This is a genomic window from Carboxylicivirga caseinilyticus (genome assembly GCF_050589785.1).
Taxonomy (GTDB): domain Bacteria; phylum Bacteroidota; class Bacteroidia; order Bacteroidales; family Marinilabiliaceae; genus Carboxylicivirga; species Carboxylicivirga caseinilyticus.
The window spans coordinates 62,255-76,684 of sequence record NZ_JBNGOX010000028.1 but is presented as its reverse complement, the minus strand read 5'-3'; the positions used below and the strand labels follow the sequence as shown (position 1 = coordinate 76,684).

General features: G+C 35.4%; 10 protein-coding genes. 2 read left to right on the top strand and 8 right to left on the bottom strand.

What is annotated here, in order from left to right; genetic code table 11:
* Window positions 1–101: 101 nt before the first annotated feature.
* The 8 genes from ACRD62_RS14510 to ACRD62_RS14475 all read right to left on the bottom strand — a co-directional run bounded on the left by ACRD62_RS14510 (window position 102) and on the right by ACRD62_RS14475 (window position 12,782).
* Entirely contained in the window at window positions 102–692 is a 591-nt protein-coding gene (locus tag ACRD62_RS14510; RefSeq protein WP_430820828.1) for a tRNA (guanine-N1)-methyltransferase, read from the bottom strand.
* 187 nt (window positions 693–879) lie between these two features.
* Window positions 880–2,673: an arginine--tRNA ligase gene (gene argS / locus ACRD62_RS14505; RefSeq protein WP_430820827.1), complete on the bottom strand. Its 1,794-nt coding sequence runs from the start codon at window positions 2,671–2,673 to the stop codon at window positions 880–882.
* Window positions 2,674–2,860: 187 nt separating this feature from the next.
* Window positions 2,861–3,493, bottom strand: coding sequence for an energy transducer TonB (locus tag ACRD62_RS14500; RefSeq protein WP_430820826.1), 633 nt, complete (start codon window positions 3,491–3,493; stop codon window positions 2,861–2,863).
* A gap of 161 nt (window positions 3,494–3,654) precedes the next feature.
* On the bottom strand, window positions 3,655–8,556 hold the full coding sequence (locus ACRD62_RS14495; RefSeq protein ID WP_430820825.1) for a DNA repair ATPase: 4,902 nt from the start codon (window positions 8,554–8,556) through the stop codon (window positions 3,655–3,657).
* 142 nt (window positions 8,557–8,698) lie between these two features.
* On the bottom strand, window positions 8,699–10,834 hold the full coding sequence (locus tag ACRD62_RS14490) for a flotillin family protein (protein WP_430820824.1): 2,136 nt from the start codon (window positions 10,832–10,834) through the stop codon (window positions 8,699–8,701).
* 3 nt (window positions 10,835–10,837) lie between these two features.
* Entirely contained in the window at window positions 10,838–11,536 is a 699-nt protein-coding gene (locus ACRD62_RS14485; RefSeq protein WP_430820823.1) for a hypothetical protein, read from the bottom strand.
* Window positions 11,537–11,661: 125 nt separating this feature from the next.
* Window positions 11,662–12,378, bottom strand: a complete 717-nt coding sequence (locus tag ACRD62_RS14480) for a PspA/IM30 family protein (protein ID WP_430820822.1) — start codon at window positions 12,376–12,378, stop codon at window positions 11,662–11,664.
* Window positions 12,375–12,782, bottom strand: coding sequence for a type III secretion system chaperone family protein (locus tag ACRD62_RS14475; RefSeq protein WP_321410624.1), 408 nt, complete (start codon window positions 12,780–12,782; stop codon window positions 12,375–12,377). Before ACRD62_RS14475 ends, ACRD62_RS14480 begins: the two co-directional genes overlap by 4 nt.
* Before the next feature lie 201 nt (window positions 12,783–12,983).
* Between ACRD62_RS14475 and ACRD62_RS14470 the strand changes: the two genes are divergently transcribed.
* Together ACRD62_RS14470 and ACRD62_RS14465 are read left to right on the top strand one after the other, a co-directional pair.
* Window positions 12,984–13,718: a helix-turn-helix domain-containing protein gene (locus tag ACRD62_RS14470; RefSeq protein ID WP_430820821.1), complete on the top strand. Its 735-nt coding sequence runs from the start codon at window positions 12,984–12,986 to the stop codon at window positions 13,716–13,718.
* 7 nt (window positions 13,719–13,725) lie between these two features.
* Window positions 13,726–14,415: a phospholipase D-like domain-containing protein gene (locus tag ACRD62_RS14465; protein WP_430820820.1), complete on the top strand. Its 690-nt coding sequence runs from the start codon at window positions 13,726–13,728 to the stop codon at window positions 14,413–14,415.
* Window positions 14,416–14,430: the final 15 nt, after the last annotated feature.

Genomic DNA, 14,430 nt, shown 5'->3' with positions numbered 1-14,430 from the left:
TCCCCTTCAGGGGATTTAGGGGTGACATAAAATGATATTTTATTACAAATTGAAACTAACGTTGTTTTGATGTTTAGTTTTTGGACACCCTCTTCGCTTTATTATAAATTATTTTTGAGCTTAATATCCATTAAATCACGGGCTAGTTTCTGTTCACGTTTCAAAGCTGTTTTACGATGATTTTCGTATTCTTCTTCCACTTCCGTTAACCTTTCCTTAGTTTCTTTTGTGACAACATGACTACGTTTGTACATAAAAAATAATGCAACAGATAACCCTACAAGAACAAAAACTATTCCCCACATAATGGAATTATATGCCGCTTTATCTATTTCCTGACCGAAAATACTCATGCTATCCTTGCTTCGGGTAACAGTTTCCAATTCTTTTTTCAAATTGGCTAAATTGGTTTCCAATTCATTCTGAGTAGCTTTTAGCTCATTTATTTCCGATTCGTTTTTAGCTATTGTGGTTTGCTGCTTCTTTAAACTATCCAACGAGCTTTTTTTAAGAGCCATTAAATGATTATACCTAACAACCTTGAACTGTTCATAGGTGTTGGATTTTTTGATAACGTATTCAAACTGATCACTAATTGATGATTCTTTAAATACATCTTCATCCTGTGCTGATAATGGTGTAACAATTACAATAGTAATTAAAATAACAATGTACCGTCCAATCTTTCTCATTATATTTATTTTATCTTACATTTTGCTATAATAGGTCAACGCTTGCCAGACCTGCATTATTGTGTAACAACAATAATTTTGACTTCAATCCTGAGTTGAATCAAATTTATCAATAAAATTAAACACTGAAAAACAAAAAAGCTCCCATTTAGGAGCTTTTATTGAATTATGTATGTTTTAAACTACACTACATTCTTTCTGGCACATCGATACCTAACATCCACATACCATTTTTAATAACAGTTCCTACATTTTTACAAAGCACCAAACGCATATCACGTTTTGCTTCATCTTCTTCAACTGCAATTGGTGATTCGTGATAAAACTGATTGAACTCTTTAGCTATATCATAAATAAAATTGGCAATTAAGGCCGGACTATAAACTTTGCCAGCTTCAGCAACAACAGACGGGAAGTTTGAGATTATTTTCATCAACTGAACCTCTTTATCAGTTAACTCAACATCTTTGCTTGCTGATTCAGGTAGTACGATTCCTTTTTCCTGAGCCTTACGACCAATGGATTGAATACGTGCGTAAGTATATTGGATAAATGGTCCGGTATTTCCATTAAAATCAATTGACTCCTTCGGATCGAATGTCATGTTTTTACGAGGATCAACCTTCAAGATGAAGTATTTTAACGCACCCAAAGCGATGGTTTTAAACACCTTCTCCGCTTCTTCTTCGCTATAACCTTCCAGCTTACCCAATTCTTTCGACATGTCACGTGCAGTATCAATCATGTCCTTCATCAGGTCATCTGCATCAACCACTGTTCCTTCACGCGACTTCATTTTACCTTCCGGTAACTCAACCATTCCATAGCTGAAGTGTACCAAATCTTTACCCCATTCCAGTCCTAATTTATCAAGCAGAATAGCCAATACTTTAAAATGATAGTTTTGTTCGTTACCAACAACATATACCATCTTATCGATAGAAAAATCATCGTAACGCAACTTTGCAGTTCCAATATCCTGCGTCATATACACACTGGTACCATCGCTACGCAACAAAAGCTTTTCATCCAATCCATCATTCTGAAGATCAGCCCAAACACTATTATCATCACGGCGATAGAAAACACCTTTTTCAAGTCCCTCCAACACCATGTCACGACCTGTTTTGAAGGTATCTGATTCGTAATAGATTTTGTCGAAATCAACACCCATCATTTTATATGTCTCATCAAAACCAGCGTATACCCACTGGTTCATCATCTCCCATAAACCATATACTTCTTCGTCGTGAGCTTCCCATTTAAGTAACATCTCACGGGCTTCTTTCATCAATGGAGATTGTGCTTCAGCTTCCTCTTTGGTCGCTCCTTTTTCGATTAATTCAGCCTGTTCTTTCTTGTACTCCTGATCGAACTTTACATAGAAATCCCCTACCAGGTGGTCACCTTTCTTGCCAGTTGATTCAGGTGTTTGGCCTTCACCCCACTTTTGCCATGCAAGCATTGATTTACAAATATGAATACCTCTGTCATTAACAATATTGGTCTTAACTACATTATTGCCATTGGCAGCCACAATACGCGATAAAGAATAACCTAATAAGTTATTACGGATATGACCAAGGTGAAGCGGTTTATTAGTATTAGGTGATGAATATTCAATCATTACCAGTGGAGAATCATCTGTAGCAGATGTTTTTCCATACTCAACATCCTGAACTAATTCGTTCAGTAATTCCAACCAATAGGCATGAGAAAGCTGAATATTTAAAAAGCCTTTGATCACTTCAAAAGCAGAAACTTCTTCACAATCATTTATTAAATAAGCACCTAAATCTTCACCTGTTTGCACAGGATTTTTCTTAGACACCTTCAATAGCGGGAAAACTACAATGGTGTAATCTCCCTTCATATCTTTGCGGGTTAATTGCAACTGAACACTTTCTTCAGTTATTTCTGCCCCGTATAATTCTTTAATAGCTTTAGCAACAGATGCCTTTATGCGATTCTCAATTACCATTTTCAAATTTGTTATGCGTAAGCTTAATTTTTGAATGCGCAAAGGTAATAAATAAAGACCAACTCTTCAGCCTAAAGAATTATTAGTTTCTATTAAGAAATAAGCGGTGATTCATCTGAATATGAAAGATGTTGAACGTAGGATAATCAATAATTGGTCACTCAATAGTTTATTCGAATAACATACATTACATGCCCAGTTCAAATTCAATGGGTATAACATATTCACTTAATAAAGACTGTCCTTCCCGTGTAGCAGGAAAGAAATGCCAGTCTGTAGGGATTTTACGGGCGGCATCCATAACAGCCTTATCTAATTCAGAATTTAGCTTCTCGGAAATATAAAAACCGTAAACTTTTCCTTTTTGGTTAATTTTCAAAGTCAGTACAACCCTACCTGTCACATCATTATTGATAGCTCCTTTAGGGTAATTCACATTTGATACCATAAACAAATAAGGAATCAACGGGCTTCCTTCAAAATAGCATGGTGTATTGAATCGTGTATTCTTTGTAATGTGTTCACCACCTATACGGGTAACCAACATATTATCGAAGTCGTATTCATACTCTAATATTTTATTGAAATTAAAATATTGCCACTTACCAACCTTTTTACCAAAACTATATTGTCCTTTTTCTATTAAATGATCTTTATAAAACAATTGGTAATTACCGTTTTTAACTCCTTCTGAAGATTCAGTGAATTTTGAAAGCAACATTCCATCCTCCTGCGTAACTTCAGTATCATTCTGAGCATATACAAATGCAGAAGAAAACATCAGAATAAAAAACAATAGTATTCGAAAATTAGAGTTCATGTAGCTTACAACGTTTAAAACACCGATAAGTTACTAAAACAGGCAATAGTTTCCAATTTGAAAGCAAAGTACGCCGACGGAGAAAAGAAAAGATTGCATCTTTTATAACCACTTTTATCAATAAGATGCAATCCTTTTAATATGAAATGCTTATGAGAAACCTAATTCTTATTCTTCCCAATCTCCTCTTTAATTCCAATAACTCCTTTGGCTATTTCCTCCATTTGAATTAACACATGAGCAGTCTGGTTGTTATCACCCATACCTTTAAGCTTATTATTGCGAACGAAGGTTTCTTTTAGATCCTTCCAACGAGCTTTTTCGTCATCAGTAATGACACCGTATATTTTTTTAAATTTTAAAATATTGGCTTCTGCACCAGTTGTTAAGGTTTGTGCTTCATTCCGATAATGCGACAATAACAAAGTCTCCAGTTCCTGATCATTCATTACAGGTAGAATTTTTTCTGATATTTTATTCATATCGCGATACGATCCCTGTAATTTAAAAGGAGGTTCTGTACGGTATTCATCTGCCTGAGCAGCGGATGCAATGTATTCCAGATTAACTTTCAGAATAACATCACGGGCAACAATCAGCTTTTTTAATACAGTAACATACTCATTAATTTCTTCAGGAGTGTGGGCAGATTCAAATTCCAGTCCATCTTTGCGACCTGTTTCTGCTATGGAAATAAGGGTATATAAATCTTTCTGACTCTTTGTTGCCAACTTATTCAATATCGGATTTGATGTCAGTGAGTTTTCAATATAACTCATCTTAAATTCTTCATCAGAACCGCCAATAATATCCCCAATATTATAGATATCGGCACGGTTGGCAAGCATGTCTGGAATTTTAAATTTATCACCACTCTCGGTATATGGATTACCTGCCATCACCACACACACCTTCTTACCTCTGAAATCGTATGTCTTGCTCTTTCCTTTGTATACACCTTCTACCTTACGCTGAGCATCACAAAGTGAGATAAACTTCTGTAAAAATTCAGGATTACAATGCTGAATATCATCTAAGTATATCATCACATTATCACCCATCTCAAAAGCCAGATTCAGTTTTTCCAATTCTTCACGGGCAGCAGCATTTGCAGCTTCAGAAGGATCGAGTGATGTAATTGCATGACCAATGGAAGGTCCGTTAATTTTCATAAAGATGATTCCCAAGCGACTGGCCAGATATTCCATTAAAGTAGTCTTACCATAACCCGGAGGTGAAATTAATAGTAACATACCCATTAGGTCAGTACGCTTTCCAGCACCTTCTGCTCCAATCTGTTTGGCCAGGTTATTACCTATTAGAGGTAAATATACCTTATCAATCAGCTTATTTCGCACAAACGATGTGAGCACACGAGGTTTAAACTCATTTAATCGTAAATCGTCAGAACAGTCTTTCACCAATTGCTTTTTCAGAAAATTATATTGTTCATATTTTATGACACTATCACCACTGAAAGTTCTCAGTTTATCCATAAAACGGTTGAAGTGAAAATGATATTGCTGATCCTGTATGAGTTGATGAGAACCTCTCATCCCTGCTAATACATTATGTACCGGTTGATCAATAAGTTTTTTAGTCAGTTTAGAATCAAGCATGAGAGTTATGGCTACTTCATTCAGATATTCTTCTGATTGTTTTTCCATATCCAGATAGGCTTTCACCCACTTACGAATCAAACGATACGAAGCTGCTTTATTATCTTCCAGTGGCTTGATGGATGCTTCATAGTTTTTGGCAGCTCTGTTTTTTCTCAAATAGGCAGTAAAACCATCTAACAAAGCAACTGCATCTTTAGATATGATGAACTGATCAGCTTCGGCAATTTGATAGAAAAGGAACTGTGCAGCATCATTAATGATAGGTGCACAAAAAAGATTTTCTTTTTCCTGAAACTCTTTCAATAAGGCTTCCAATGTATCTATTAGGTAATCAAACTGCTTGGTCTCCGGAAAAACCTGCACAATTAAACCGGCACCCTTAAGGTTATTATTTAAATCTTTACGCAATTGATCATTGCAATACAAATTCCAGAAATACTCAGCCATTGCACGGGCATCTGCCGAATAACGCAATAAACCTGCATTGAAATACACATTCAGTAATTCTTTCAGAATGATAGCAGTATCTTCATCATGAATACCTTTAGCATAACCTTCATTGTAACGAACCGACATTGCCTGTTGCACATAGCCAATCAGCTCTTTCTGTTCCAACTCAGCTAATTCTTTCAATCCCCAATGACCATCCTCCTTATTCGCGGCTGAATTATACAATAAATAAGCAAGATACTCTGATCGATAAACACGATCATTCTCCGAAGGGAGTAATTGATTCCAGATGGTTTTAGTAGCCTGAAAATCGGCATTGGTTACTTTCTCAAAAAAGTTGGTTCCTGTTAGATGATAATACATCTCTCCTTCCTTATTCACCATTGACAACTCCAATGGTTGAGTGTTGACTGAGAATTTATGATTACCAAACTTAATGATATTCGCCCCTTCTTCGAATAATTCCGTTTTATCCTTAATCTGACGAATGGTTTCTTCTTTCACCGACTTTAACTTACTCTCCAGATCATCAGCTTTAACGTTATCATCCAATCCTTTGAGCTGTGCAACTACATCACGCACTTTCTCTATCATCAGATCAGATGCAAAATAACCATTTACTTCATTAACATCTTTAAACTTCGAAACCCGATTACGAATTGCCTTTAGTATTCTTTCGGCAGATGATTGCAAGGATGTTGTTTTACGGTTGCGTTCTTCTACAAGACTCAATTTTTTCGATTCAAATGCATTATAAACCTGCTCCCGCTTTTCAGTAATACCATCCATGAACTCTTCAAAATCAGAGAATTTACCTTCCAGTTCTTCGAGTTGAACCATCAGTTTCGAAAGATATTCATCAGCTTTACCGGGTGAATCACACAGGTCGATATAATTCAACATCCCCTGCTCTACCAGTTTTAGTTGAGATGTAAATTCAGCTTTTGCTTCAACCGCTCTTAATCCTTTTCGTTGTTTTTTAAGTTCCGACTTAATAAGGTTGAACTGCGAATATACGCCCGAAATATTATTAATTATCTGGGTAGTTTGTGTTGCATCTTCTATTTTCAGGTTACTAACAATGTCAATCAGCATCTCTAACTGACCTGCAAGCTTTATTATCTCAGCAGAAAGATCATCAGCTTCACTAACCTTCTTAACTTTAGAAACATTTATTCTGATATCAGCCACTCTGTCATCATATGATTTAAGAGCTTCGTCGCGCAAAAGAAAAGAAACACAATTCTGTGACAGACTTTGTGTTCTTTCTTCTACCTCTGTTTCCAGTTTTTGAACAAAATCAAGGTCCACATAACGAAGTTCACGTAAAGTAATAATTTCGCCACGTACTGTTCTTAAGGCAGCCAGCATCTCAACATATCTGTCGATGTGATTCATATTCTGCCTGTTCAGATGACTAACAATCTCTTTTACCTTATCATCCGTTTCCTTAACTTTATCTTTAGTATTTTTTCTGATATTGCGAACCTTTTCGTACTCAGTGATAGCCGAAAAAGCCGATTCTTTAATTTTTACGAGTGGAGATTTAATATCAAATGCATCTTCCTCAGCCAGCCAGTAATAGGTATCCATCACATCAGTACAGCGTTTAACCAGATCACTATACAAACCCGAATACGATTCATCCTTGTTAACTAAAAGAATAACCTCATTACATTCAGCCATGGCTTTCACCACATCTTTGTTGCCAATCTTAAATAATCGGTTATTATTGGTTGGTTGTTTCTGATATTCAACAGCCATAAAAGGAGTTTGCCACATCTGAATAACATGATGGCGTGTAGGTTCTTCAGGCTTCTTGAAATAACACAATTCACCTGTTTCAAAAATTGAAAAACCATTACAAATAATAGGAGTTTCAATTTTCTGATTGATAAGATTATAAATCAAAAGTACATAGGCTCCTATTTCACGATTATAAAAAGTGTACAGAAAATCCTCACCATTAACCGATGCCACCTTTTTCTCGAACATCAGATCTTTAAAATCGCTGTCGAATAATTTAAACTGACCATTTTGAAGATAATAGCCATTGGCAAAGATAATCCCTTGATTATCGGGCAATAATACACACGAATCTTCCAGTGCATCAATTCGTTTGACTTCCTTAACCTTTGAGTTATATACAAAATAGCGGTATTCTTTCTCTTTATAAGGAAGAATACGAATCACAACCAGGTTACCAATAATAGCATAATCAATATCAGCATCATCCAAAGTTTGATCTTTCACATCTACTTCTTCAGCGTAAATACCCATACCACTATCGGTATTATCTTCAATCTTAAAGGTAATATCGCCTCCTACAGCTTCAACAAACACAATATCTTCAATAGAAACATGCGGAAATTCGCCATATACATATTGTTCCCTACTGGCTTTTTTCCATTGAAATTCATGCTGATCCGGGAAGACGAATTCATGTGTACTTCGGTTTCCCTTATATTCTAGATTTTCACCCTTTATTAACCATTTAAAAGCTTTGATATCATCGGTATTCTTTCCTGTTTGGAAAACCATAAACAAATGCGGACCAATAACAGCAAACTTACGGAATTGGGTTTCTTTGTAATATTCGTATAGATTTTCAAAATCAGCAACAAACTGCTTGTCGCCGATTATATTCATATTTTTTTGCGTGAATTTATGTTCTTTGAAATCATAAACACTGAAAACGTCATCCAGCGATGTTTTGGATTTTAATCCCATGGTAACATTATACCCAAACAATATTGTATCACCAAGCGCCACCATATCAGAAGGTGTACAGTTGTTTTGAGTATTGATTCGATCAGTTGCAATCAGAGTACTTTCAATAGATCCAAATACCTCTTTACGTGCTGTATTCAGCTTTTCCAATCGCTGGTTCAGGTCATCAGCATTCTTTCGAAGTCGGTTCTTAATAATCTCGTAGGTTCCTTCTTCGAGTTGTTCTTTATTCTTTGGGGTGGTATTTTGATTCTCAGACATAAAATCAAGTGTTAATTATTGGCCGTAACGACCATCATACACAATTGTACAATCAGTTTAATTTAATTAAACCATTGGATTTAAAGGAACGATTCTCAGTGAAACTAAAAACCGTTCCTTTTTTTTGAAGTATTATTTGCGTTTAGATTAAGCCTAAACTATTAGCGGTGCTGTTTGAAACACCTAAACTTCTGGCAATACCACTTAAGCTTGTAAGCATATTACCTGTTTTTTGATCAGTATTTTTTTCCATCATCTGTGCAATTAATGCACTAATACTTAGGTTGCGTACATCTTCAGATGAGATACCAAACTGATCTACAAAACTTGCAAATTGATCTTTAAAGCTTTTTCCATCAGGACTATCAAAGAAATGATCCTTGATATCACTGATAATTTTACTGTTATTAACCACTTTATCAATTTGTTTACCCTGAGTGATAGAACCAATAATCTTATCGAAGAACATTGTTTCTCCACCAACGATATCTATATTGGCAGCTTTAAGTGCTTCGGCAATAACCTGAGCCTGAGCATCAGCAATACCTTTCTGAATATTGATACGAGCCAGTTCAAGTTCTTTTTCCATATCCAGTTTCAACTTGAATTCTTCATGGTCGCGACCAACAGCATCCAGTTTCTTCATTGCCATACCTTTCTCTTCGATACCTTTTGCCTCAACAGCATAACGTTCGTCAAGAACCTTATTTTCAGCCTGACCTCTTTCAGCTTCAGCAGTAGCTTTTGCCTTGATAACTTCGGCTTCAGATTCACCAACTTTCTGGATCGATTCAGCTTCTGCTTCCGCTCTGGCTTTGGTGCCTTTGGCTTCAGCCTGAGCTTTTAACTCCATAACACGCGCCTCGTTAACACCTTGTTTTTCCATGGCATCTGCTTTAGCTTCAATAACCTGAGCTTCAGCAACACCCATAGCAGCTTCTTCAGCAGCTTTTGCTTCAGCCATAATTTTAGTAGCCTCAGCTTTCTTACCAGCAGCTTCAAATTCAGCTTCTGCATCAATCAATTTTGTTTTCGCATTGTGTTCAGCAGCATTCTTAGATGCCTCAGCAGCTTTAATTTCACGTACAAATGCTTCTTCTGCATCCATTTCAGCCTTGGTAATGGCAACTTTTTTAGCCCTGTCGGCTGCAGCAAACTCTTGTGTATCCTTAATTTTTTCCTGCTCAGCAACCGTTGCTTTTTCCACTTCAACACGTTCGCGGATAACTTCCTGGATTTGCTTTTTCTGCACTTCCACTTCTTTCTCTTTGGCGATCTGAGCAAGTGTCACCACTTTTTCACGTTCCGTTTGTTTTAAAGCACGTTCTTGTTCTACAGCTTCTGTTTCAACGGCCTCTACTCTTTCACGGTTTTTCTCGGCAATTACAATCTGACGTTCTTTATTTTTTTCAGCAACTGCAACTTCTTCTTCTGTTGCTATACGTGCCTTTTCTGCAATCAGGCGTTGCTCTTGTGCAACCTTTGCAACTTCAGCAGCCTGACGATCCTTAATATTTGAAACTTCACGCTTTTGATTTTCTTCTGTTTCAGCCAACTGACGCTCCAACTCCAAAACTGTTTCGCGTGCTTCAACATCCTGCTTGGTGATGGTCTTTTGCTTATCGCGTTCGATCTGGTTAGACAAGATCTTTTGTCTGGCTGTTAACTCCACAATCTTCTTGATACCTTCTGCATCCAGAATATTATTCTCTGATAGAGAATCTAATGGCGTTTGTTCAAGGAAGTCAATTGCACAGTCATCCAGAATATAACCGTTCAAATCGGTTCCAATAATATTTAAAATTTCATGTTTGAATTTCTCTCGCGAGTTATATAACTCAACAAATTCAAACTGCTTACCAACGGTTTTTAAGGCCTCTGAAAATTTAGAATCAAATAATTCAACCAAGGCTTCCTGATCAGATGCACGTTTACATCCTATTGATTGGGCAACCTGAATAACATCTTCTTCGGTTTTATTCACACGCACGAAAAAAGCTACCTTAATATCTGCTCGCATATTGTCCTTACAGATCAAACCTTCTTTACCCAAACGCTCAATTACAACCGTTTTAAGTGTGATATCCATAATCTCCATTCTATGAAGAACAGGAATTACAAACAAACCATTGAAGGAAACTTTTGTACCTCCCTGGCCGGTTTTTACCAAGGCCTGACCTTGCGTTGCTTTGCGGTAAGTTTTTATAAATAATGCAATAATCCCGAATAGGACTAAAACACCAAAAACAATACCTGAATACAATACATTCTCTAACATTCTTTAGATTTTATAGGGTTCTACTAAATAACATTTTTTTTCAGGAATAAATTCGATAATCAATGCCGTCTGACCTTTGTCGAGAATTATCGAATCATCTTTGGTTAAAATATTTACGCGGTATGTGTTACCATCCTTTTTTATTTCTGCCTGTCCAAATCTTTCATGACTGGCCTGCATTAATACGGTACATACTTTGCCTGTGTATTTAAATTGATCATCATCATTTTCCTTAATCTTTTCGAAAATAGCGGCAATAGGAGTTGTTAATACCTTGGATACAATCAAACTTACAACAACATTGGGGATCAAAGCTACTGATGAAATCAAGAAGGAACTATTATGAAGGTAATGATTAAAGAGGATTGAAATTACCCACATTGGGATAATCAGGAAACTTAACCATACCATAAAGGGAATCTTGCCTAGGTTGAAGAAGGTCAATATGGAGTTGAGAAAGGCAACTGAACCAATGTCATGTGCTTCCACGTCAGTATCCACATCAGCATCGGCGTCAATATCAACATCAGCTTCAACATCCACGTCTACGTCTACATCAACATCGCTATCAAAATCAACATTGATTACATCCATATCCATGGCTCCAATGATAACAAATATCCAGTAGACCAGTATCAACAGTAGTAAAACAGTGGGTATCATATTCACCCCTGAAAACGCAGCTTCAAATAGTTCCTTCATGAGTTAGGGTATTATTTTAGTTAAAAGTTAAAAGTCGTCGATCAACGGATCACCACAGTCAACACAAAACCAATAACTTATCTATAAAAAAGAGGTTAATGCTCATTAGCACTAACCTCAATCTACTATTCTTCTTTTTTACCAGCAGCTAGTTTTTCTTTTAATTTGGCTAAAGATTCAGAAGCTTCAGCTTTTTTAGTTCCACCTAATGCTGAATCAATTTCATCATCCAGGGATTTAGATTCGGTAGCAATATCTCCATAAGCTTCAGCCAATGCTTCTTCCTGGTTTACTTTTTCTTTCATCTTTTCAAGCATACTGATAGTACTTCCTGAATCGATCTGAGCCATTTGCTTATTAATATTTTTAGTCGCCTTACTTACTTTAACACGAGCTTTTAGTGTACGAAGCTCATTTTCATAAGTACTTATTTGCGAACGAAGCTTTTTAATATTGGCATCCAACTGCGCAATGTTTTGATCAAATTTTTCAACTTCACGTTGTTTGTCGGAAGCAAAAGCGACACATTCTTCTTTTTTAGTTAAAGCTTCAGTAGCCAAACGATCAGCTTCTTCTGATGAAATTTCACCACTTTCAGCTTTCTTTAATAAAAGAATGGCTTTGTTTTCATAGTCCTTTGCACGATCACGATTTGTTTCCATATCGTTTCTTGAACGAATTGATAATGCCTTTACTTCAGCGAATGCTTTTAAACTTTCGTCAAGATGAAGTTTAAGATCCCTGATACCTTGCTCGGTCATTTTTATCGGATCTTCCAATTTATCTATTGCTGAATGAGCCTCTGCGGTTCCTATTCTGAATAATCTGCTAAATACGTTCATGATACTAATTCTTTTGAGGATAACTTAATAATTTCTTCTGCATACTCACTTAATAAAAGACTTAGTGAGTTAATCGAACCTTCCAGTTCATTAAGATCAAGATTTTCAATCTGTAGTGTATCTCTGAAGATAACTTTATGTCCGCTTTCATCTAAAACAAAAGCTCCATGAACGATATCCCGGTTTTTCATCAATAATTGTTTAAATACACTCAGACTATCTTCCTCGATCTGAAAAATAAATTGCTCCATTATAAGGATAGGGTCGGCACAACCAAGAACCAAATTTGCGATACCTTCTTCAGGTTTATTGACTACAAAAACACCATCTTCTTCGTGCTCTGTTACAATCTCACAGTTTAGTTCCAACAGGTAGTTTTTTACTTTTTCAAAATATTTGTCCATTGTCGAGTGATTTAAACTAATTTTTCGGGTTTTGAATTTAAATAAATTTCCTTTTTCATAAAGCACAAATTGTTAATTTAAATATATTCTAAGAAAAGGTAAAACTAATTAGCAATTCTCATAATTATTTTCTTATTTTGACAATTACATTAGCAAATATAAACACAAAAATCATATTTGCAAATATTATTAGCATTAATTATGAGTTTTTTTGGAAAAAATATTCGAAAGATACGATCGATTAAAAAAATAAGCCAAAGTGAATTTGCCTCTATCTTTGATTTGTCAAGGGCTAGCATAGGTTCATACGAAGAAGGAAGGGCTGAACCTAAACTTGAAATAATTAATAGAGTAGCTAAATATTTTAGCATTACAATTGATGAATTAATCAATAAAGAACTGACTGTAAATGAGCTATACCATTTTGATGTAGGTAATGAACCCGTATTCAAAAACACTACTATTAAGAATATTACAATAAAAAAAATCCCATATCTGCAATCTTATCAATTAGGTGATTATATGTCAGGTGATTTGAAATCTGACGAATCAATCATAATTCCAATAGATCACAACATAACAGACAGCATTGCTATTCATATTAATGTAAATGATTTCAAATGTTTGCCAAAATGCATTCATAACCAGAGCACCATACTCTTAAATTCCCATCCTGATGATAAAATCAATAAGGATTCTTTTTATTTGATCAAAACAAACACTGCTACATATATTAGCAAGCTAAATATTTTAGCAAATAACAAATTTCATCTTCAGGATGCGTTAAGTGATTTTACAATAATATCCTCTAAAGACATCATTCTTTGCCTTCCTATTATACAATATATAGGTGGTATACCTGTTGAAGAATCCAACAGTAGAATTGAGAAATTAGAAAAACAACTTAATCAGCTAATAACTAAATTAATCCAATAATTAACCAATGCAGGAAACATTAAATTACCTTACATCATCTCTTGAAGACAAAATTTTATCAAAAGCAGAAAAGAAAGCTTTAAAATCAATACTAATAGACAAAAAATTTTCAAAACATGATTTAAACCGATTGAGAAGCGATATCTTTAATCTTGCACGCGAACATTTCACTGAATTTAAACATCTGCAAATTATTGATTGGCTTGAAGAGGCCAATAAACTGATTCTTCCCAAAGAAACTACTTCTTTTTATACAAAATCCTATTTTAGCCCTGGTACTGAATGCAGCAACACGATAATGAATCATATTAGTTATGCAGTAAATTCAATCGATATTTGTGTATTTACCATTAGCGATAACGACATCAGAGACAAAATAGAATATGCATTAGGTAAAAAAACAAAAGTCAGAATAATTACCGACAATGAAAAAACACTCGACTTAGGGTCGGATATAGAATATTTATTCCGTAATGGAGCATCCATAAAGATTGACAACACCAGTCATCACATGCATCATAAATTTGCTATTTTTGATAAAAGCATCCTTTTAACCGGCAGTTACAACTGGACACGCAGTGCTGGTCAATACAACCAGGAAAATATTCTGGAAACAAATGACCCTCAAGCCTTAAATACTTATCAAAACGAATTCAATCGCCTTTGGGATACTTTGGAAGATTACTATTTTCAATAATTAAAACATCTTTAA